The organism is Chitinilyticum litopenaei DSM 21440 (genome assembly GCF_000428145.1).
GTDB classification, from domain to species: Bacteria; Pseudomonadota; Gammaproteobacteria; order Burkholderiales; family Chitinibacteraceae; genus Chitinilyticum; species Chitinilyticum litopenaei.
Map to the genome: position 1 here is coordinate 22,101 of NZ_ATZJ01000022.1, position 21,261 is coordinate 43,361.

General features: G+C 61.3%; 17 protein-coding genes and 1 pseudogene. All 18 read left to right on the plus strand.

From position 1 onward, the window contains the following. The first annotated feature begins 121 nt into the window (after positions 1–121). The 18 genes and pseudogenes from C515_RS0110085 to mog all read left to right on the plus strand — a co-directional run bounded on the left by C515_RS0110085 (position 122) and on the right by mog (position 20,988). Positions 122–586, plus strand: a complete 465-nt coding sequence (locus tag C515_RS0110085; RefSeq protein ID WP_043649043.1) for a hypothetical protein — start codon at positions 122–124, stop codon at positions 584–586. Positions 587–694: 108 nt separating this feature from the next. Further along, a complete protein-coding gene (gene rluB, locus C515_RS0110090) occupies positions 695–1,825 on the plus strand; it encodes a 23S rRNA pseudouridine(2605) synthase RluB (protein WP_028455434.1) in 1,131 nt (376 codons plus the stop codon). Positions 1,826–1,964: 139 nt separating this feature from the next. Then, entirely contained in the window at positions 1,965–2,456 is a 492-nt protein-coding gene (gene greB / locus C515_RS0110095; RefSeq protein WP_373277254.1) for a transcription elongation factor GreB, read from the plus strand. Positions 2,457–2,463: 7 nt separating this feature from the next. Continuing rightward, complete coding sequence (locus tag C515_RS0110100; RefSeq protein WP_028455436.1) at positions 2,464–4,569, plus strand: sensor histidine kinase; 2,106 nt, start codon at positions 2,464–2,466, stop codon at positions 4,567–4,569. Between the two features lie 198 nt (positions 4,570–4,767). After that, positions 4,768–5,589: a thymidylate synthase gene (locus C515_RS0110105; RefSeq protein ID WP_028455437.1), complete on the plus strand. Its 822-nt coding sequence runs from the start codon at positions 4,768–4,770 to the stop codon at positions 5,587–5,589. A gap of 20 nt (positions 5,590–5,609) precedes the next feature. Beyond that, the gene (locus tag C515_RS20535) at positions 5,610–6,707 is read left to right on the plus strand and encodes an ABC transporter ATP-binding protein (RefSeq protein WP_051304838.1); all 1,098 of its coding nucleotides are present in this window, start codon (positions 5,610–5,612) and stop codon (positions 6,705–6,707) included. After that, positions 6,704–7,204, plus strand: coding sequence for a M48 family metallopeptidase (locus tag C515_RS0110115; protein ID WP_028455438.1), 501 nt, complete (start codon positions 6,704–6,706; stop codon positions 7,202–7,204). Before C515_RS20535 ends, C515_RS0110115 begins: the two co-directional genes overlap by 4 nt. A gap of 410 nt (positions 7,205–7,614) precedes the next feature. Beyond that, positions 7,615–11,304: a nitrate reductase subunit alpha gene (locus C515_RS0110120; RefSeq protein ID WP_028455439.1), complete on the plus strand. Its 3,690-nt coding sequence runs from the start codon at positions 7,615–7,617 to the stop codon at positions 11,302–11,304. Positions 11,305–11,314: 10 nt separating this feature from the next. Beyond that, positions 11,315–12,877 carry a nitrate reductase subunit beta gene (gene narH, locus C515_RS0110125; RefSeq protein WP_028455440.1) on the plus strand — a complete coding sequence of 521 codons (1,563 nt, stop codon included), beginning with the start codon at positions 11,315–11,317 and terminating at the stop codon, positions 12,875–12,877. Between the two features lie 12 nt (positions 12,878–12,889). After that, positions 12,890–13,573: a nitrate reductase molybdenum cofactor assembly chaperone gene (gene narJ, locus C515_RS0110130; RefSeq protein ID WP_028455441.1), complete on the plus strand. Its 684-nt coding sequence runs from the start codon at positions 12,890–12,892 to the stop codon at positions 13,571–13,573. Positions 13,574–13,687: 114 nt separating this feature from the next. Continuing rightward, entirely contained in the window at positions 13,688–14,371 is a 684-nt protein-coding gene (gene narI, locus C515_RS0110135; protein WP_028455442.1) for a respiratory nitrate reductase subunit gamma, read from the plus strand. A gap of 60 nt (positions 14,372–14,431) precedes the next feature. Continuing rightward, positions 14,432–14,860, plus strand: a pseudogene (locus tag C515_RS24595) (NTP transferase domain-containing protein); the annotation flags it as partial. A gap of 87 nt (positions 14,861–14,947) precedes the next feature. Beyond that, complete coding sequence (gene moaC, locus C515_RS24600) at positions 14,948–15,448, plus strand: cyclic pyranopterin monophosphate synthase MoaC (RefSeq protein WP_028455443.1); 501 nt, start codon at positions 14,948–14,950, stop codon at positions 15,446–15,448. Beyond that, the gene (locus C515_RS20540; protein ID WP_043649048.1) at positions 15,445–17,394 is read left to right on the plus strand and encodes a HAMP domain-containing protein; all 1,950 of its coding nucleotides are present in this window, start codon (positions 15,445–15,447) and stop codon (positions 17,392–17,394) included. The genes moaC and C515_RS20540 overlap by 4 nt, the downstream gene beginning before the upstream one ends. Next, positions 17,387–18,040 (plus strand): response regulator, encoded by a 654-nt coding sequence (locus tag C515_RS0110150; RefSeq protein WP_043649051.1) that lies wholly within the window; start codon positions 17,387–17,389, stop codon positions 18,038–18,040. Before C515_RS20540 ends, C515_RS0110150 begins: the two co-directional genes overlap by 8 nt. A 44-nt stretch (positions 18,041–18,084) precedes the next feature. Further along, positions 18,085–18,291 carry a DUF3079 domain-containing protein gene (locus tag C515_RS0110155; protein ID WP_028455445.1) on the plus strand — a complete coding sequence of 69 codons (207 nt, stop codon included), beginning with the start codon at positions 18,085–18,087 and terminating at the stop codon, positions 18,289–18,291. A 155-nt stretch (positions 18,292–18,446) separates the two neighbouring features. Further along, positions 18,447–20,243, plus strand: coding sequence for a hypothetical protein (locus C515_RS0110160; protein WP_144290424.1), 1,797 nt, complete (start codon positions 18,447–18,449; stop codon positions 20,241–20,243). Positions 20,244–20,409: 166 nt separating this feature from the next. After that, on the plus strand, positions 20,410–20,988 hold the full coding sequence (gene mog, locus C515_RS0110165) for a molybdopterin adenylyltransferase (RefSeq protein WP_028455447.1): 579 nt from the start codon (positions 20,410–20,412) through the stop codon (positions 20,986–20,988). Positions 20,989–21,261: the final 273 nt, after the last annotated feature.

Below are 21,261 nucleotides of genomic sequence, written 5' to 3' on the forward strand. Positions count from 1 at the left end.
GTGTAAAACCCCTGTTTTTAATCAAATTCCGCGTTATAAATCACCTTTATCAGCCTCACTGCTTTGCTACGATGGTCTGAGCGTAGTGACACAATAAAACCAATTCATGAGGACGAAGATCGTGAACACTGTATCGGCACCAGCTAAGCCGTATGTCGATGACCAGGGCAGTACGCTCCTGGAACTGGCCCGTTTCCTGCAGCAGGGAGGCGCAGAAGCCACCTTGCAGCTTGACGGCATTCGCAGCAAGGCCGCGGCCGAGTTGCAACGCTATGGCGACGATCTGGGCAGCCATCTGGCCGTGCAGGACGTCCGCATTCCTCCTGCCGTCCAGCTGCGCATGTCCGATGCGGGCGATGCGGTGCTGGTGGTGGGCGATCATCCGCAGAAGTCGGCAATCGAAGCCTTTTTGCAGCAGGAGTCGCGGCTGGTGAAGTGGTTCAAGGAAATCGAGGTCTTGCACGAAATCCTGCGCCGCATCGAATTGCGCAAGAGCCCGGCGATGGACCCGGATGAAGTCAGCGACGAGCGCTTCAACATGGGCCTGACCAGCGTGGGCTGCATCGCCTTCTTTACCAGCAAGTAAATGCTTCGCCGCTTCGCCAGCAGGGCCGCCAGCATGGCGGCCCTGTGTTTTTCACAGAGTGCCAGCTTCTATCGCTATAATTGACCGATTTTTCCCGGAGTTTCCCCCATGAAAGACCAACGCGCCCGCCGGCCCCAGCCGGCCATCCGCGAACGCAGCGCCAAGGAGCAGCAACAGGCCGCGTTGTCCGGCGGCCGCAAGACGACGCGGGCCGAGGCCTGGCAGCCGCTGTCCGGCAAGGCAAAAGCGCAGCTGTCCGCCCCCAAGGCGGGTGGTCGCGGCAAGCCGGCGCCGGTCGGCAAGGATGAGGCCGCCACCGACGGCAGCGCCGTCACCGGACTGTCCGCACGCCAGGGTGTGCGTAGCAAGAAGCGCGGTGATGTGCCGCGCGCCAAGCGCATGCAGCAGCGCAAGGGCTCGCAAAAGGAAGTCGCCATCCAGAAGCAGCTGCGCGAAAAGCGCCTGCCCAGCAAGCATCTGGGCGAAGAGCGCCTGCAAAAGGCGCTGGCCTTTACCGGTCTGGGCTCGCGCCGCGATATGGAAGAAGTCATTGCCGCCGGCCGCGTCAGCATCAATGGCCAGATTGTCGGTCTGGGCGCCAAGGTCAAGCCGGGCGACGACGTGCGCCTGGACGGCAAGCGCATCCAGCTCAAATGGGAAGACCGCCTGCCGCGCATCGTCATGTACCACAAGCAGGAAGGCGAGCTCGTCAGCCGCGATGATCCGGAAGGCCGCGTCACCGTATTCGACCGTCTGCACAAGCTCGGCTCGAGCAAATGGATCGCCATTGGCCGGCTGGATTTCAACACCTCGGGGCTGCTGCTCTTCACCACCTCGGGCGATCTGGCCAACCGCATGATGCACCCGAGCTTCGGCGTCGAGCGCGAGTACGCAGTGCGCGTACTGGGCAAGCTCGACGATGCGCAGATGAAGGCGCTGGCCGATGGCATCGAGCTTGAGGATGGTCTGGCGTATTTCGACCATATCGTGGAGCGCGGCGGCGAGGGCAAGAACACCTGGTATCACGTCATCCTGCGCGAAGGGCGCAACCGCGAGGTACGTCGCATGTTCGAGCATTTCGAGCTGCAGGTTTCACGCCTTATGCGCGTGCGCTTTGGCATGTTCGCGCTCCCCGGGCGGCTGAAGCGTGGCCAGTTTTACGAGCTGACCGAGACCGAGGTGCTCAAGGCGCTGAAGTGGGCTGGCCTGGGTTTCAACGGCACCGAAAAAGACTTCTGATCAGGCTTCTGATCCGCATGTTTCCCATTTCCGCAGACCGATCCCGCCGATGAGCAAAGCGTTTACCCGCGAAACCGAGCAAGCCGACGATGACGAGCTGCCAGCCGAGCTGAAAGTGCCGGCGGGCAGCCGCAACTACATGACCCCCGGTGGCTGGCTGCGGCTGAAAAACGAGCTCTACCGTCTGGTGCACAAGGAGCGCCCGGAGCTCACGCAGCTGATCAACTGGGCCGCCAGCAATGGCGACCGTTCGGAAAACGGCGATTACATCTACGGCAAGAAACGCCTGCGCGAGATCGACCGGCGCATCCGCTTCCTGCAAAAGCGGCTGGAAAATGCCGAGGTGGTCGATCCCGAGCTGCGCGAAGCCACTGACCAGGTGTTTTTCTCGGCGACCGTCAGTTATCTGCGCGAAGACGGCCGCGAGGAGACGGTGGCCATCGTCGGCCTCGACGAAACCGATGTGCGCCGCAACTACATCAGCTGGACGTCGCCGGTGGCCCGTGCGCTGACGCGCGCGCGCGAAGGCGATGTGGTCATGCTGCGCACGCCGCAGGGCGTCGAGGAGCTGGAAATCCTGAGTGTGCGTTACGTGGCCCTGCAGACCGGCCTGGAACCCGAGCCGCAGTGAGCGTGCCATGACGCAGGGCGAGCCGAACGTCATCGTGCCCCCGCCAGCCCGGGAAAGCCTCTTTCGGCGGGTGCTGCGCAATATGGCGTTTCGCATCGCCATCGTCTCGCTGCTGCTGTCGGCTGCCAGCTACTACTACAGCTACAGCCGGCTGCAGGACGAAGCGCTGAGCAATCTGGCCAAATACCTGGAAGCACGCAGCCAGCTGGAAAGCGATCTGTTCCTGCAGGCCGAAACCAATGTGCGCATCGTCCGCGATGAATTCCAGCGCCGCCATGCCTTGCTGGCCGACAGCAATCCCGATCCCGAATTCCGGCGGCTGCTGGCGCAAGACCGCGAGGGCACCTGGCGGGTGCGGGTGGAGCTCGACGACTTCGAGCGCAAGGCCACCGTGGCGATCCTGCCCGAAGCCGCGATCACGCCCGAATTCCAGCGCCAGGTTTTACTGGGGTATGAGCTGCTAAGCCAATACGGGCCTGGATTCCGCAACCGGTACTATGACACGTTTATCGATCTGAACGGCTCGGACGCTTCGCTGATGTTCCTGCCGGACCTCAACTACGCCCGCAACGGCTCGGCTGCCGATTTCCGCGAAGAACTCGAGGCCGAGCGGCTGGGCATGCCAGAGCACAATCCGGCCCGGCGCACGCTGTGGACCGGTATCTATTTCGATCGCCAGGCCCTGCAGTGGATGGTGTCGGTCGTCACGCCAATCGATGACACCGGGCGCTTCATCGGCGCGGTGGGGCAGGATGTGCTGCTGGATCAGCTGATCGAGCGCACCAATACCGTGAATATTCCGGGTACCTGGAATTTCATCATGACGCGCGATGGCCTCTTGATCGCCCACCCCGAACACATGGACCAGATCAAGGCCTCCAGCGGGCGCTACCAGCTGGCCCAAAGCCGCGATCCTTTCCTGCAGGGCATTCTGGCCACCGTGCAGCACGCGCCGGCCGGCGCTCATTTTGTCGAGACGGCCGATGGCAAGTACTGGCTGGGCATGGTGCCAATCCGCGGGGCCAACTGGCAGTTCATCACCGTCTATCCCAAAATCCTGCTGCAGAAACAGGCCGCGATTTCGGCGAGTCTGGTGCTGCTCCTGGGGCTGTTTGCCCTGCTGGTGGAAGTCGGCCTCCTGGCTGCCGTGTTGCGACGCGATGTGGTGCGCCCCTTGCGCGCGCTGCAGGACGCCATCCGCGGGCTGGCGCAGGGCCGCCGCGTGCCGGAGACGCTGGCCGGTGAGCGCAACGATGAACTGGGCGAGGTGACGCGCAATTTCCGCAGCATGGCCAGCGTGCTCGGTCAGCATCGCCAGCATCTGGAAGCCGAAGTAAAGCAGCGCACGGCCGAACTGGCCGAAGGCAATCTGGCGCTGCAGGAGGCCAATGCCGCCCTGCAGCAGCTCAATGCCGAGAAGAACGAATTGCTGGCGGTGGCCGCCCATGACCTGAAAAACCCGGTTGGCAGCATGCTGGGCATGGCGCAGATGCTGGAGCGCAAACTGGACGAATGGCCGCGCGACAAGGTGCAGGACCGCCTGCGCGGCATCGCCACGCTGGGCGCGCGCGTGCTCAACATTCTGGGCAATCTGCTCGATCATCACGCGCTGGAAACCGGCAATGTCCGCCTGCAGCCCGAGCCGGTGGCGCTGGAGCGCGTGCTGGCCGATTTGCTGGGCAGCTGGCAGGAGCGGCTCGACAGCAAGCGCCAGCAGTGCCAGTGCACGGCGGGCGGCCTCACGGTGCTGGCCGATCGCCAGGCGCTCTGGCAGATTCTGGAGAACCTGCTGTCCAATGCCGTGAAATATGCACCGCAGGACAGCCTGATCCGCATCGAGGCCAGCCAGCATGGCGCCGAGGTCGAAATTGCCGTGATCGATCAGGGGCCCGGTGTGGCCGCGCATGAAATGCCGCTGCTGTTTCGCAAGTTCAGCCGCCTCTCGGCCGTGCCCACCGGCGGCGAGCGGGCAACCGGCCTGGGGCTGGCCATCGTCAAGCGCCTGGCCGAGGCGCAGGGCGGCAGCGTGCGCTGCGAGAGCCAGCTTGGCCATGGCGCCCGTTTTCTTGTGCGCCTTCCCCTTGCATTAGAGGGGTATGTGGCTGAAGCCTGATTGGATATTGGGCTATGGGCTTATCCATTGCTGGGTATGTGCTTGAGCTGAATTCAGGCTGCGGCACGAGCCGCCAGCGATCATTCCCGCCAGGCGAGCCCGCTGCGGGCTGCACGGCCAGCCCTGACTGGGCTACAATTCCAACCTTTTGCGGAACAGGCCAAAGCGGCCCGGCCGCCATTTTTCGCGGAAACCGCCATGCAGCAATACCACGCGCTATTGCGCCATGTTCTCGAACATGGCGTCAGAAAGGAAGACCGCACCGGCACCGGTACGGTGTCGGTGTTTGGCCATCAGATGCGTTACAATCTGGCCGACGGTTTCCCGCTGGTCACCACCAAGAAAGTGCACCTGAAGTCGGTGATCTACGAACTGCTGTGGTTTTTGCGCGGCGAAACCAACAACAACTGGCTCAAGGAACGCGGCGTATCGATCTGGAATGAATGGGCAGGCGACGATGGCGAGCTGGGGCCCATCTACGGCTACCAGTGGCGCAACTGGCCAACCGCCGATGGCCGCCACATCGACCAGATCAGCGAGGTTATCCGCACGCTGAAAAGCAACCCCGATTCGCGCCGCATCATCGTCTCGGCCTGGAATGTCGGCGAAATCGAGAACATGGCGCTGCCGCCGTGTCACGCCTTCTTCCAGTTCTACGTGGCGCCCGCGCAGCCGGGTGATGCCGATCAGCGCGGCAAGCTCTCCTGCCAGCTCTACCAGCGCAGCGCCGACCTGTTTCTGGGCGTGCCGTTCAATATCGCCTCCTACTCGCTGCTGGTGCTGATGATGGCGCAGGTCTGCGATCTGCAGCCCGGCGACTTTGTCTGGACCGGTGGCGACTGCCACATCTACGCCAACCACTTCGACCAAGTGCAGGAGCAGCTCGGCCGCGACTGCCGCCCCTTGCCGCAGATGCGGCTCAACCCGGCGGTGACCGACCTCTTTGCCTTTGATTACAGCGATTTCACGCTGGAAAACTACGACCCCCATCCGGCCATCAAGGCGCCGGTGGCGGTGTGAGGGCGGGCATGGTGGATGCAATGGCGGCATGGCTTGATCTGCAGGACATCGCGATTGCCTTTGGCGACACGCAGGTGGTCAGCGGGCTCGGTTTCAGCGTGGCCCAGGGCGAGATTGCCTGCCTGCTGGGGCATTCCGGCTGCGGCAAGACCACGGTGCTGCGTGCCATTGCCGGGCTGGAAAAAATCAGCGCCGGGCGCATTGCGCTGGCAGCGCGCACGGTCAGCAGCGCCACGCAGCATACGCCGCCGGAAGCGCGCGGCATCGGCATGGTGTTTCAGGATTACGCGCTGTTTCCGCACCTGACGGTATTCGGCAATATCGCCTTTGGCCTGAAGGGCTGGAAAACGCTTGAGCGCGATGCGCGCGTGGCCGAACTGCTGGAGCTCGTTGGCCTTACCGGCATCGGCGGGCGTTTCCCACACGAGCTCTCGGGCGGCCAGCAGCAACGGGTGGCGCTGGCGCGCGCACTGGCGCCAAAGCCCGCGCTGCTGCTGCTGGACGAGCCGTTTTCCAATCTCGATGTCGCCTTGCGCGAGCGCCTGGGCCAGGAAGTGCGCAGCATCCTCAAGGCGTCCGGCACGACTGCGCTGCTGGTCACGCATGACCAGGACGAGGCCTTTGCCGTGGCCGATGTGGTCGGCGTCATGCATCAGGGCCAGATTCGCCAGTGGGCGACGCCGTATGCGCTCTACCACGAACCTGCCGACCGTTTTGTCGCCGACTTCATCGGCGAGGGCGTGTTGCTGCCGGGCACGGTGACCGGCCCGAATTGCGTGCAGTTCGAACTGGGCGAAATCTGCTCGGTGGTGCCGCGCGCCTGCTGCCCGGAATGCCTGTCCGACGGCCTGATTGACGTGCTGGTGCGGCCCGACGACATCCAGCATGACGACGCCAGCCCGCTCAAGGCCACCGTGCTGGCGCGTGCCTTCCGCGGGGCGCAGTTCCTCTACACGCTGGGACTGCCGTCCGGCCACAAGGTGCTCTCGCTGGTGCCCAGTCACCATGACCACCGTATCGGCGAGGCCATCGGCATTCGCATGGAAATCGACCACGTGATTGCCTTTCCGCGCACCGCCCGGGCGCACGAGCACGGCAGCCCGGTGCTCAGTGCATGAGCGACAGGAATTACCTGGCCGCCTACCCGCTGGAATTGCAGCAGCAGGTGCAGGCCTTGTTGCAGGATGGTCGGCTCGCAGCCCATCTGGAGCGCAAGTATCCCGAACGGCATGCCATCCAGAGTGATGTCGCGCTCTACGAGTATGTCAGCGGCCTCAAGCAGCGCTATCTGCGCAACGCACCGCCCTTGAGTAAGGTGCAGTACGACAGCAAGCTGCGCGTCGTCCAGCATGCGCTGGGCACCCACACCCACGTCTCGCGCGTGCAGGGCGGCAAGCTCAAGGCCAAGAATGAAATCCGCGTGGCCACGCTGTTCCGCGAGGCACCGGCCGCCTTCCTGCGCATGATCGTCGTCCACGAGCTGGCGCACCTGAAGGAAAAAGACCACGACCGCGCCTTCTACCAGCTGTGCACGCATATGGAGCCTGGCTATCACCAGCTGGAATTCGACTTGCGGGCCTGGCTGATGGTGCAGGACAGCCTGACAGCGACTTAGGGCGGTTTTTCAGTCACGGCTGCCAGGGGGCTTGGCATCTGCCTATGGGCACTTGGCATCTGCCTATGGTCAGTTTTCTCCCTGCTGCATTATTGTGCCGAGCCAAGGCCTTGCGAGCGCCCTGCAAGGGCTGGGCTGATTGGCAGGAGAACTCCGCAAACGGTAAGCATTGTTGTTTCCGCATTCCGCAGGCACTTTCTGCGGTCGCGCCACGTGAATGCTGGATGCCCGCCTTGGTGGGCAGCGTAAACACCCCTTCAACACAACCCCGACTCTCACCCAAAAGAACTAGTCCCTCCTAGCCCGTCCACGCGGGAGTCATGCTGCCTTTGGCGAATGTAGCGCTGGCGGCCACAGGCGTAGCCTGACAGGTGTGCAAAAAACGCCTGAACGGCCCTTGTGGAGGCTCCATGAGTCATTTTCTTGATCGTCTGAAATTCCTCTCCCGCACAGTCGATACCTTTGCCGATGGCCATGGCGCCGTCGTCGCGGAAGATCGCCAGTGGGAAAACGCTTACCGTGCCCGCTGGCAGCAGGACAAGGTGGTTCGCTCCACCCACGGGGTGAACTGTACCGGGTCCTGTAGCTGGCGCGTGTTCGTGAAGAACGGCCTGATTACCTGGGAGCTGCAGCAGACCGACTACCCGCGCACCCGCCCCGATCTGCCCAACCACGAGCCGCGCGGCTGTCCGCGCGGCGCCTCGTATTCCTGGTATGTGTACTCGGCGCAGCGCGTGAAATACCCGATGATACGCGGCCGGCTGGTCAAGCTGTGGCGGGAGGCCCGCGAGACGATGGGGCCGCTGGAGGCGTGGGAATACATCAGCCAGAACAAGGAGCGCGCCAGGGAATACAAATCCATGCGCGGGCAGGGCGGTTTCGTCCGTGCGAGCTGGGACGAGGCGACCGAAATCATCGCCGCGGCGAACGCCTACACGATCAAGGAATACGGCCCGGACCGCGTGATCGGCTTCTCGCCGATTCCGGCGATGTCGATGGTGTCGTACGCGGCAGGCAGCCGTTACCTCAGTTTGATTGGGGGGGTATGCCTCTCTTTCTATGACTGGTATTGCGATCTGCCACCATCCTCCCCCCAGGTATGGGGCGAGCAGACCGACGTGCCGGAATCGGCTGACTGGTACAACTCGACCTATCTGATGGTGTGGGGCTCGAACGTGCCGATGACGCGCACACCGGACGCGCACTTTTACACCGAGGTGCGCTACAAGGGTACCAAGACGGTCGCCGTATCGAGCGACTTCGGCGAAATGGCCAAGTTTGGCGACATCTGGCTAGCGCCCAAGCAAGGTACCGATGCGGCACTCGCCATGGCCATGGGCCATGTGGTGCTCAACGAATTCCACAAGACGGGCAAGAGCGAGTACTTCAAGGCCTACGGCAAGCAGTACACCGACTTCCCGATGCTGGTGATGCTGAAGGACAACGGCCAGGGCCTGGTCGGCGACCATTACCTGCGCGCCTCGCACCTGTCCGGTCACGACGATGCGAATAATCCGGACTGGAAAACGCTGCTGATCGACGAGCAGAGCGGCGACATCGTCGTGCCCAATGGCACCGTTGGCCTGCGCTGGGGCGAAGAGGGCGAGAACATCGGCAAGTGGAATCTGGAGCTGAAATCCGCCGACGGCCGCGAGATTGATCCGCTGCTGTCGCTCAAGGACAAGTCGGATGAAGTGGTGAGCGTCGGCTTCCCGTATTTCGGTGGCGAGCACGACGACGTGCTCAAGCGCAATGTTCCGGCCAGGCGCATCACGCTGAAAACCGGCGAAACGGTGCTGGTCGCGACCGTGTACGACCTGATGCTCGCCAACTACGGCGTCGACAATGGCCACGGTGGTGGCAATGTCGCGACGTCTTATGAAGACGACGTGCCGTACACGCCGAAATGGCAGGAAAAGCACACCGGCGTGAAGGGCAAGGATGTCGAAACGGTCGCGCGCGAGTTTGCCGACAACGCCGACAAGACGCAGGGCAAGAGCATGGTCATCGTCGGTGCGGCGCTGAATCACTGGTATCACATGGACATGACCTACCGCGGCATTATCAATCTGCTGATGATGTGCGGCTGTGTCGGCCAGAGCGGCGGCGGCTGGGCGCACTACGTGGGCCAGGAAAAGCTGCGCCCGCAACAGGGCTGGGCGCCGCTCGCCTTCGCCACCGACTGGCACCGTCCGCCACGCCACATGAACGGCACCAGCTTCTTCTACAACCACACCAGCCAGTGGCGCCACGAAAAGCTCGGCGTCGATGAGATCCTCAGCCCGACCGCGCAGGCGGCCAAGTTCGAAGGCATGGCGCTGCTGGATTTCAACGCCAAGGCCGAGCGCATGGGCTGGCTGCCTTCCGCTCCGCAGCTGGAAACCAATCCGCTGGAAGTGACCCGCGCGGCAGCTGCCGCCGGCAAGGATCCGGTGGCCTACGCCGTCGAGAATCTGAAGGCCGGCACCTTGAACATGTCCTGTGATGATCCGGACAATCCGCGCAACTTCCCGCGCAATATGTTCGTGTGGCGCTCCAACATTCTGGGTTCAAGCGGCAAGGGCCACGAGTATTTCCTGAAATACCTGCTCGGCACGCAGAATGCGGTATTTGATGATGAAGCCACCGGCATCAAGCCGAGCGAAGTCAAAGTGCGCCCGGCCGCGGAAGGCAAGCTCGACCTGCTCACCGTGCTTGATTTCCGCATGAGCACCACCTGTCTCTATGCCGACATCGTGCTGCCGACCGCGACCTGGTACGAGAAGGACGACATGAACACGTCCGACATGCACCCCTTCATCCACCCGCTGAGTGAAGCCGTGCAGCCGCTGTGGCAGGCCAAGAGCGACTGGGAAATCTACAAGCTGATCGCCAGGCGCCTGACCGAGATTGGCGGGCCGGCACTCGGCACGCAGAAGGATCTGGTACTCGTTCCCTTGCTGCACGACACCCCGGGCGAGCTGGGCCAGCCGCTGGAGCCGAAAGACTGGAAGCACGGCGAATGCGATCTGCTGCCTGGCAAGACGGCGCCGAGCATGGTGGTCGTCGAGCGCGATTACACGCGGATTTACGAGAAATTCACCACCATCGGTCCGCTGCTGGCCAAGGTCGGCAACGGCGGCAAGGGCATTGCGTGGAAGACCGGCCACGAGGTCGAGCTGCTGGGCAAGCTCAACGGCATCGCCGCCAACGGCCAGCCGAAGCTCGAATCCGCCATCGACGCCTGCGAAATGATCCTGAGCCTGGCCCCGGAAACCAATGGCCACGTGGCCGTCAAGGCCTGGGACGCACTGGGCAAGATCACCGGTCGCGACCACACGCATCTGGCGATCCCGCGCGAGCATGATTCGATCCGCTTCCGCGACATCCAGGCGCAGCCGCGCAAGATCATCTCCTCGCCGACCTGGTCCGGCCTGGAAAGCGAGGAGGTCAGCTACAACGCCGGCTACACCAACGTGCACGAGCTGATTCCCTGGCGCACGCTCACCGGCCGCCAGCAGTTCTACCAGGATCACCGCTGGATGATCGATTTCGGCGAAGGCTTTACCGTCTACAAGCCGCACATCGATCTGAAAACGACCGACGCGATGCTGAACCGCAAGCCCAACGGCAATACCGAGATCGTGCTGAACTTCATCACGCCGCACCAGAAGTGGGGCATCCACTCCACCTATTCGGACAACCTGCGCATGCTCACGCTCAGCCGTGGTGGCCCGCACGTGTGGATTTCGGAGGCCGATGCGAAAAAGGCCGGCATCGTCGACAACGACTGGATCGAGGTCTTCAACCTCAACGGCACGCTGACCGCGCGTGCGGTGGTCAGCCAGCGCGTTCCCGACGGCATGACGCTGATGTATCACGCGCAGGAAAAGATCGTGAACGTTCCCGGCGCCGAAACCAGCGGCAAGCGCGGCGGCATCCACAACTCGGTCACCCGTGCGGTCACCAAGCCGACGCACATGATCGGCGGCTACGCGCAGCAGGCCTACGGTTTCAACTACTACGGCACTGTGGGTGCAAACCGCGACGAGTTCGTGATCGTGCGCAAGATGAAGAACGTCGACTGGCTGGACCAGCCGCTGAACAAGACCGAGGCCTGAGGAGAAGACCATGAAAATTCGTGCACAAGTGGCGATGGTGCTCAACCTCGACAAATGCATCGGCTGCCACACCTGTTCGATCACCTGCAAGAACGTCTGGACGAGCCGTGACGGCGTCGAATACGCCTGGTTCAACAACGTCGAAACCAAGCCGGGCATCGGCTACCCGAAGGAATGGGAAAACCAGCAGAAGTGGAAGGGCGGCTGGCAGCGCAACAGCGCCGGCAAGCTCGAACCGCGCCAGGGCGGCAAGCTGCGCATCCTGGCCAACATCTTCGCCAACCCCAATCTGCCGGAAATCGACGACTACTACGAGCCGTTCACCTACGACTACGAGCACCTGCAGAACGCACCGGAAATGCAGACACCGCCGACCGCCCGCCCGGTGTCGGTGATTACCGGCCAGAAGATGGAAAAGATCGAATGGGGCCCGAACTGGGAAGACGATCTGGGCGGCGAATTCAGCAAACGCAGCAAGGATCAGCTCTTCAAGGACATCGAGAAGGAGATGTATTCGACGTTTGAGAACACCTTCATGATGTACCTGCCGCGCCTGTGCGAGCACTGCCTGAACCCGGCCTGTGTGGCATCCTGCCCGTCCGGCTCGATCTACAAGCGCGAAGACGACGGCATCGTGCTGGTCGACCAGGACAAGTGCCGCGGCTGGCGCATGTGCATCTCCGGCTGCCCGTACAAGAAGATTTACTACAACTGGGATTCGGGCAAGGCCGAGAAGTGCACCTTCTGCTACCCGCGCATTGAAGGCGGTCAGCCGACCGTGTGTTCCGAATCGTGCGTGGGGCGCATCCGCTATCTGGGTGTGCTCTTGTACGACGCTGACCAGATCGAGACGGCAGCCAGCGTGGCCAATGAAGAAGACCTGTACAACGCGCAGCTGAAGGTCTTCCTCGACCCGAACCTGCCGTCCGTAATCGAGGAAGCGCGCAAGCAGGGCATTCCGGAATCGTGGATCGAATCGGCGCAGAAGTCGCCGGTGTACAAGATGGCGGTGGAATGGAAGGTGGCTTTCCCGCTGCACCCGGAATACCGCACGCTGCCGATGGTGTGGTACATCCCGCCGCTGTCGCCCATCCAGGCCGCCGCCGAGCGTGGCGTGATGGGCCGCAACGGCATCCTGCCGGACGTGAAGGAAATGCGCATTCCGGTGAAATACCTTGCCAACCTGCTGACTGCCGGAGACGAAAAGCCGGTGCTGGCGGCGCTCGACAAGATGCTGGCGATGCGCGCCTATATGCGCGGCAAGAGCGTGGACAAGACTGAAAACCTGGAGGTATTGCAGCAGGTTGGCCTGACCCAGGCGCAGGTCGAGGAGATGTACCAGATCATGGCGATCGCGAACTACGAAGACCGCTTCGTGATTCCATCCAGCCACAAGGAAGAGGTCGAGGACAGCTTCAACGACAAGGCCAGTTGCGGTTTCACGTTTGGCAATGGCTGTTCGGGTGGCGTGTCGTCTGGAACTTTGTTTGGCAAGAAGAAGGAAGGCTCGATCATCTTCGTCGACATGCCTAAATCCAGAAAGAAAGCCGCGCAAGAAAGCGGTGCGGACTGATAGGGGGTATGCATGAAACACTTCCAGATTCTCTCGGCTCTACTGCAATACCCAGAGGGGGTATTGCAGGATGCCTTGCCGGAAATCCGTGCTGAACTCGCGGATGCGCCGGCGGGTGTCGCGCAAGCCGTCGCTCCCTTGCTGGATCATCTGGCCGCGCACGATCTGATCGCGCTGCAGGAAGGCTACGTCAATACCTTTGACCGTGGCCGCAACTACAGCCTGCACCTGTTCGAGCACGTGTACGGCGAAAGCCGCGACCGTGGCCCGGCGATGGTCAGCCTGATGCAGGAATACACCAACCGCGGCTTCTTCATCGCCGCCGACGAGCTGCCGGATTACCTGCCGCTGTTCCTCGAGTTTCTCGGCCAGACGGATGAAGCCACCGCCGAAGAATTCCTCGGCGAATCCATCCACGTCATCGCGCGCATTGGCGAAAAGCTCGCCGAAGCCGGCTCGCCCTATGCCGGCGTGTTCACCGCGCTGAGGGGCCTGACCGATGTCGAGCCCTTGCCGCTGGCCGAACCGCCGGTGCGCGACATGGACGAGGTCATGGAGAAATTCGGTGGCGGCATCGATGGCATGGAGCCGCTTCTGCAACCCGGCTTGCAGCCCGGATTGACGGGTGGCGCGTGCGGTTCGGCAGCGCAAACCATCCAGTTCCACCCGCGTGCAAGCAGCGTGGCTGGCGCCTGAAACCATGCAACGCAGAGGCGCAAGGATGCAGAGAAAAACAGCAAGAACGGTTTACCGCTTTTCTCCACGCCTCAGCGTCTCTGCGTTGGGTTTTGTTTTTGAGGAGTTTTCAAAATGAACTACCTGCAACAGTTCCTTTTCGGGATCTATCCCTATATCGCGCTGGCCGTGTTCCTGTTCGGCAGCCTGGTGCGCTTCGAGCGCGAGCAGTACACGTGGAAATCCGAATCGACGCAGATGCTGCACCGCGGGCAATTGCGCCTGGGTTCCAACCTGTTCCACATCGGCATCATCGGCGTGTTTTTCGGCCATCTGGGCGGTCTGCTGACGCCGATTTCGGTCTGGCACGCGCTGGGTGTCACCCACGAAGCCAAGCAGATGCTGGCCATCGTGGCCGGCGGCATTCTGGGCGGCGTCGGCCTGATCGGTTTGCTGATCCTGCTCTATCGCCGCTTCAGCAATCCGCGCCTGGCCGCCGTCACGCCGTTCCGCGACAAGCTGCTGCTCTTGTGGCTGCTGGCCACGCTGGGCCTGGGGCTGGCGACGATTCCGGCGTCGATGGGGCATATGGATGGCGAAATGATGGTGATGTTCATGGAATGGGCGCAGCGCATCGTGACCTTCCGTGGTGATGCAGCCAGCTTCGCGGCCGGTGCGCCGCTGGTCTTCCAGCTGCACATCTTCTTTGGCCTGACCTTCTTCATCATTTTCCCGTTTACCCGCATGGTGCATGTGTGGAGCGGCTTTGGCAGCCTCGGCTACATCGGCCGCGCCTGGCAACTCGTGCGCCCGCGCTGATTGGGTGCGCTGGGTGTTAAATCGTAGGGTGTGCAAATCCGCAAGGATTTGCGCACCGGAATGTGGTGCGAACGGTGCGCAAATCACGATTTGCACACCCTACAACTGGTCGAGTACGTTGCGGCAGCGGTGTATTGCCAGAGCCGGGCCGTGTCGCGTTTGCTGATTTCGGCCAATCGCAATGTGGCGGCGTATCGCGCGCATGCCGATGCCGTGCTGCAGGACAACTGGCCGGGGTTACCCGGCCCGCTGGCCGGAATCGAAGCCGCGCTGGCCGCGGTCGATGAAGACTGGCTGCTGGTGCTGCCCTGCGATGTGCCGGACTTGCCGGCCGACTTGCTGGAAAAACTGGCGGCGGCGCTTGTCGGCGGCGCGCCGGCAGCGTATGCCTGCAGTGGCGGGCGCAGTCATCCTGCCATCTGCCTGCTGACGAAATCCCTGCTGCCGGGACTGCGCGAACGCCTGGCGGCAGGGCAATACCGCGTGCAGCGCTGGCTGGATGAAATCGGGGGTATGCCCGTAGAATTCAGCAAGAACAATTTTTACAACATGAATACCCCTGAGGATATCCAGAGCATGAGCGAAGCAGAACCGCATTACGGGCTGACGCATTTCGATGCCGAAGGTCAGGCGCACATGGTGAACGTCGGCGGCAAGACGCCGACGCAGCGCGTGGCGCGCGCTGCCGGGCGCATCGTCATGCTGCCGGATACGCTCGCAAAAATCGCCGCCGGCACGCACAAAAAGGGCGACGTGCTCGGCATTGCGCGCATCGCCGCCATCATGGGCGCCAAGCGCACTGCGGACCTGGTGCCGCTGTGCCATCCGCTGCCGCTGACGGGTGTTGAGGTGGCGTTCCGGCTGGATGAGGCTACGAGCTGCGTGCATTGCGAAGTGACCGCGTCGACCTTTGGCGTGACCGGCGTGGAAATGGAGGCGCTGACCGCCGTTCAGGTGGCGCTGCTCACGATCTACGACATGTGCAAGGCGGTGGACAAGGGCATGGAAATGTCCGGAATCCGGCTGCTGGAAAAAACCGGTGGTAAATCGGGCCACTGGCTGGCTGAACCACGATGAAATTCGGCGACGCGCTGTTGCAACGCCAGCGATTGTCGACGCGCGTAGTCAGCTTTCTGATGCTGACCCTGCTGGTCGGGCTGAGCGCCATTGGCGCTACCTTGTATCTGTCGTGGCAGCTTGAAGGCGGGGCTGCGGCCATCAATACGGCGGGTAGCCTCAGAAAGCAGACCTATCAATTGGGTCTGTCGATGCAGGAATATGCGACGGATCGCAATCCGCAATTGAAGCAGCGCATCCTCGATGAGCGAAATACCTTCAGCGCCACGCTGGATCTGTTGCAACGCGGAGACCCGGCAAGGCCGCTATACCTGCCAGGTGATGAGCGTGTCCGGCAGGTGTTTGCCCGTATCCGGCAGCAATACGATAGTCAGATTGCCCGCTGGGCTGATGATGTTCTGCAGGGACGGCGCTTGCCGGCCTGGACCGATCTGCGCAGTGATTCGGACCATTTTGTGGCCGAAGTTGATCATCTGGTCAGTCTGGTCGAGCAATATAACGAGCGCCGGACTCTGCTGTTGCGCCTTTCGCAGCTTGTGTTGATTGCGATGGCGATTGCCGGCTGTGTGGCGCAGATCTACCTGATGTTTCTGCTGATCTTCCGCCCGCTCGAGCGCTTGCAGCTAGGGATGCAGCGCATGGCACAGCGTGATTTGACGGTGCGCCTTCCGGTTGAAACCCGCGATGAGTTCGGCGAGCTGGCCGAAGGATTTAACCGCATGGCAGACCGGCTTTCCGAATCCTATGCCACGCTGGAAGCCCGTGTGGACGATAAAACTGCTGCACTCAATGGACAGAATCGGGAGCTGGCGCTGCTCTATGGCACTGCGGCATGGCTCAATGAACCACATGCCGCACAAGCGCTGTGTCGCGGCTTCATCGAACGGATGCGCGAATGGTTTCAAGCCGATGCCGCCAGCGTTCGCGTGCTTGATCCGGCGCAGCAGAATGCGCACCTGATGGTGGCGGATCATCTGCCCGAGGTGATGCTCGATGCGCCGCAATGCCGGCAGATCAACGATTGCCTGTGTGGTGCGGTGGTGCAGCAAAATAGCGCAGTGATTCATGACTTCCGCAAGGGCGCGCCTGCATCGGCTGCGCGTGAATGCGAGCAGCAGGGCTTCGCGCAGGTCACCGCGTTTCCGATCCGCGCCCGGCAGGAGCAGACCGGCTATTTCAATCTGTATTTCCAGACTCCGCACCAGTTCACCGCGCGCGAGCTGCAATTGCTCGATACGCTGGGCCACCATCTGGGCAATGCGCTGGAAAACCTGCGGCTGGCCGCCAGCGAGCGTGAACTGGCCGTCACCCAGGAGCGCAATCTGCTCGCGCAGGGTCTGCACGACAGCATTGCGCAGGGCCTGTCGTTTCTTAATTTGCAGGTACAGATGCTGGAAGATTCGCTCAAACGGGATTCGCTCGACGAAGCGCGGGAGATCGTGCCCTTGCTGCATGCCGGTGTGCAGGAAAGCTACGACGATGTGCGCGACCTGCTGCTGAATTTTCGCAGCCGGCTGGGCGAGGGCGATCTGAATGGCGCACTGGAATCGACGGTTGCCAAATTCCGCCGTCAGTCCGGCTTGAAAGTGTCATTTACCAGCAGCGGCCACGGTGTACCGCTGCCGCCCGACGAGCAGATCCAGATCCTCTTCATTCTGCAGGAAGCACTGTCAAATGTGCGCAAGCATGCCCTCGGTGCCGATCAGGTCACGGTCACTTACGTAGAAGGCCCGGATTTGCTACTGTCTGTGCATGACAATGGTCCGGGCTTTGATCCGGCGCTATTGGCCGAGCGTGCCGAGCGGCATGTGGGTTTGCGTATCATGCAGGAGCGCGCCGCGCGGGTAGGGGCAACGTTACATGTCGAGTCCGGCTGCGGAGTCACGGTTCGCCTTTGTCTGCCGGAAGAACAACGCCATAAAATTCCAAGGAAAGATCATGTCTGAAACCACCCCGATCCGAGTCATGCTTGTTGATGACCACACCCTGTTTCGCAGCGGCGTGAAGCTGCTGCTATCGAAACAGGCTGATTTGCAGATCGTGGGAGAAGCTTCCGACGGCGCCGAGGGCCTCAAGCGCGTGAACGAGCTGAAACCCGATGTGGTGCTGCTCGATCTGAACATGCCGGGCTTGTCCGGCCTGGAAGTGCTGCAACTGATCCTGCAGGATTCGCCCGACACGGCGGTACTGATGCTCACCGTCTCGGAAGATGCCGAAGACCTTGCCACCGCGCTGCGCAACGGCGCACGCGGCTACCTATTGAAGAACATCGACGCCGATTATCTGGTCAACGCCGTGCGCCGCGCCTTCGACGGCGAAGCGGTGATTGCCGAAGGCATGACCGCCAAGCTGGTGCAGCAATTCCGCGCAGCAGGCGCAACACCGATTGCGGTAGAAAAAGACCGGCTCACCCCGCGCGAACGCGAAATTCTCACCTGTCTGGCGCATGGCTCCAGCAACAAGGTGATCGCCCGCCAGCTCGACGTAGCAGAAAGCACGGTGAAAATACACGTGCAGAACATCCTGAAAAAGCTCGGCCTCTCCAGTCGTGTGCAGGCGGCAGTGTATGCTGTTGAACACGGCATGCAGTAAAGGCTGTGGCGTGATACGGATGGGTGTATAGGGGTTGACCGGCAATGGCCAAAAAAGTCCCGCTCAACCCCGCCCACCCCGAGCGCATCTGCTGGGGCTGCGACCGCTACTGTGCCGCGAACGACCTGCGCTGCGGCAACGGCGCCGGCCGCACGCAGCACCCGGTGGAAAGCTGGGGTGAGGACTGGGCGACGTGGGAGGCTGATGATGAGTGCTCTGCCAGTGAGGCTGCCGTGCAGGCAAGCTGTTGAAATTTGTCGACAGCTAGTGCTAGCGTGGGTTGAGCATTTGGATGCGCCACAGGAAATCCCTTCTGGGGAAAGCCCAATATGTCATGATAATCATGTTGGGCTTCATTTCATTCAGTCCAAACTAAGAACTGGGTATATCGCCATAAGGTCAGGGAATGCAATATCAATTGGTTATATTTGACCGTATTCAGGCCGGCTTTCCAGTGCCGACCAACTTTGCCGATGTTCAAGCGTTGCAACAGAGCCTGCGGCGTAATCCGCCTTGCTCATTACCCAAATCGGATCGTTTGCCGCATCTGGCCTCGATCTTGCTCGATCGTTTTCCCCTCGAGGGCACCGATGAGCAGGAGTGCATCTGGCATGTGGGCGAAGAGTTCGAAGAGGAATTCGGCGATCTGATGGGCGACGCCAAGGCTGCGGTGAATCATGGCTGGCATCTGACCTCGCCGGGCGGCGAGCGGCTGATTGTTTTGATGCGCGAGTTGCTACCGTTGTTGCAGGTGTTTGGGTTGGATTTGTTCGATCTGACAGGCGGGTTTTATCTGTGCAATGCGGGGCAAGATACGAGCTGCTGGCGGCTCGACAGTGGCGAGCCATTTGATCCCGAGTTGTACTTTCCTGCCACACCACCGATTGATGTGGCCAGCCTGCCGGCTTTTGTAGATCGCCCCGGTCGCCCACCTAGCTCGCTGCTGGTGTTTGATTTGTATGATTTAAAGCACTGGGGAAGTGATAGTCGGCGCGAATTCTCTTTGGCTGGTGGTTTTCATAGCGTGGATCAGGATGATTATTGCGAAGCACATGAGGAAGATCGAATCGAAAAATTGCCCGGCATGGTTAAGGCGCTACAGCACAAACAATTCCCACCTACTTCGTCGCAACGCCAGCGCTTGGAGCGGCTGGTGGTTGAATTATTAAAGCGCTTTCCTTACCCCAGGCCCGCAGCTGAGGAAGTTTGGCAGGGATTCTGGCCGCTGGCGCAAATTCAAACGCAAACGGTACAGGCCTGGCGACCTTCGATCCGGCCCGAGCGCTATGCCGAATTTATGGCGGCCTTGCTGCCGCTGGCGCGCGAGCTGCGACTCGATGTGATTGACGTGCATTTGGGTATCTACTTTATGCAGGCGAAGAAGCACCTCGCGATTCCGAGTGTGAGGCAGGCCTTGCTATACCAATTGGACCCGAGTGCGGCAAGCTGGAAAAAGCCGAACGAAGCCAAAAGAATGAAAACCATCCAAGCGGTGCTCGACCCTGCGTTGACGCAAGCCGGGTTTGAGCTGCTGGAGGCAGAAAGTCATGCATGCCGTTATCGGCGTGAGATCGCTGGCGGTTACCAGTTGATCAAAGCATTACAGATTAGCACTCCTCGATACGATAAAAAGCAGTTGATTATTACCTGCGAGTCCTACAGCCTGCGCCGAGGTAGGGCGTGGGAACTTGAGGACTGGGTAGCTCAAGGTCAGCATCCTGCTGATTTCAGCGCACCGTCCAACTTGAAACCTGGGTGTGCTTTGTCTCTGCAATTTCCGCTCTTGCCGCTCACGCCTGAAAATGAATGGGTGAAGTTCAGCGAGAGTTTGCAAGATTGCCATACCGAAACGCAGGCCAGCATCATCGCCCAGCAAGTGATTGAATATGGCCTGCCCATGCTGCATGAAGCCCGTACGGTAAAAGGTATGGTGCGCTTGTATAGCGATCCGCAATGGAAGGATGGCTTTATCTACAACCTGCACGGGAAATGGCAGCAGCTTAGTTGGAAAATGCTCTATTACGCTCACGTTGCGCAGGATGAACGACTGGGGCAGTGGGCGCAATTCATGCAGCAATGTTGCGAAGACCTAAACTGGAAAATGATGCGCCCCAATTTTAAACAAGACTTGCGGGAAGGCTTGAGCTTCAAGCCTGCGCTGTGGGCGCAATACGAGCCGGTTGATCCGGATGGAGTGGCTTGAGTAAGCATAACCAGCCACAAGCTGATTTGGGGGTTGTAAACCGCCAGGTTTGCGAACGCGGGCATATGCCGCGATCACCCGTATTGTTTATTTGAACCGTGTTGCGGTGCGCAAATCCCTGCGGGTTTTGCACACCCTGCGATGTACCTTTTTTACGAGTTTCCCCATGTCTGATCCCGTCAAAATCGGCCTTGTTTCCACTTCCGACCGTGCCAGCCTCGGTGTGTATGAAGACAAGGGCATTCCGGCGCTGCGCGAGTGGCTGTCCGGTGCCTTGCTCAATCCCTGCGTGTTTGTCGAGCGGCTGATTGCGGACGAACAGGCCGACATCGAGGCGACGCTGAAAGAACTGGTCGACGAGCACGGCTGTGATCTGGTGCTGACCACCGGCGGCACCGGGCCAGCGATTCGTGATGTGACGCCGGATGCGACGCTGGCGGTGGCCGACCGGGTGATGCCGGGCTTCGGCGAGCAGATGAGGCAGGTCAGCCTGCATTATGTGCCGACGGCGATTCTCAGCCGCCAGGTGGGCGTGATTCGCGGGCGCTGCCTGATTCTGAATCTGCCGGGCCAGCCCAAGTCGATCAGGGAAACGCTGGAAGGCGTGAAGGACGCTGACGGCCAGACGCTGGTGCACGGCGTGTTCGCTGCTGTGCCGTATTGCGTGCAACTCTTGGAAGGGCCGTATCTGGAAACGCGCGCAGAGGTGGTGGCGGCGTTCCGGCCGAAATCCGTACAGCGATAACCAGGGGTATATGGTTTTAGCCTTTATTTTATAAGGCATATGGTCATATACGCGGCTATCTATGTGGTAGGGCTGCTTGCTCTTCCCTGTACAGGGTGCGGGGCAGGATGTCGCGCTGATTCTGCCGGTGCGTGCTGCATTACCGTTGTTTTCATTTCTGCTTGCGTTGTTGCTGCGCAGGAAAATTGCGCAGTATAACCGCCAGCAGGCTTGTTCCAGGGCGGCGGGCGGTGTGGCCGGCATGATGGCCGTTGCGCCTAGTGATTCGACCTC

Bases quoted from the DNA above. Each gene is read 5' to 3' on its own strand.
- C515_RS0110155 (WP_028455445.1), top strand. From the start codon at position 18,085: ATGGCCAAAAAAGTCCCGCTCAACCCCGCCCACCCCGAGCGCATCTGC.
- narI (WP_028455442.1), top strand. From the start codon at position 13,688: ATGAACTACCTGCAACAGTTCCTTTTCGGGATCTATCCCTATATCGCG.
- C515_RS0110120 (WP_028455439.1), top strand. From the start codon at position 7,615: ATGAGTCATTTTCTTGATCGTCTGAAATTCCTCTCCCGCACAGTCGAT.
- greB (WP_373277254.1), top strand. From the start codon at position 1,965: ATGACCCCCGGTGGCTGGCTGCGGCTGAAAAACGAGCTCTACCGTCTG.
- C515_RS0110115 (WP_028455438.1), top strand. From the start codon at position 6,704: ATGAGCGACAGGAATTACCTGGCCGCCTACCCGCTGGAATTGCAGCAG.
- C515_RS0110100 (WP_028455436.1), top strand. From the start codon at position 2,464: ATGACGCAGGGCGAGCCGAACGTCATCGTGCCCCCGCCAGCCCGGGAA.
- rluB (WP_028455434.1), top strand. From the start codon at position 695: ATGAAAGACCAACGCGCCCGCCGGCCCCAGCCGGCCATCCGCGAACGC.
- C515_RS20535 (WP_051304838.1), top strand. From the start codon at position 5,610: ATGGCGGCATGGCTTGATCTGCAGGACATCGCGATTGCCTTTGGCGAC.
- C515_RS0110160 (WP_144290424.1), top strand. From the start codon at position 18,447: ATGCAATATCAATTGGTTATATTTGACCGTATTCAGGCCGGCTTTCCA.
- narJ (WP_028455441.1), top strand. From the start codon at position 12,890: ATGAAACACTTCCAGATTCTCTCGGCTCTACTGCAATACCCAGAGGGG.
- C515_RS0110105 (WP_028455437.1), top strand. From the start codon at position 4,768: ATGCAGCAATACCACGCGCTATTGCGCCATGTTCTCGAACATGGCGTC.
- moaC (WP_028455443.1), top strand. From the start codon at position 14,948: ATGAGCGAAGCAGAACCGCATTACGGGCTGACGCATTTCGATGCCGAA.
- mog (WP_028455447.1), top strand. From the start codon at position 20,410: ATGTCTGATCCCGTCAAAATCGGCCTTGTTTCCACTTCCGACCGTGCC.
- C515_RS20540 (WP_043649048.1), top strand. From the start codon at position 15,445: ATGAAATTCGGCGACGCGCTGTTGCAACGCCAGCGATTGTCGACGCGC.
- narH (WP_028455440.1), top strand. From the start codon at position 11,315: ATGAAAATTCGTGCACAAGTGGCGATGGTGCTCAACCTCGACAAATGC.
- C515_RS0110150 (WP_043649051.1), top strand. From the start codon at position 17,387: ATGTCTGAAACCACCCCGATCCGAGTCATGCTTGTTGATGACCACACC.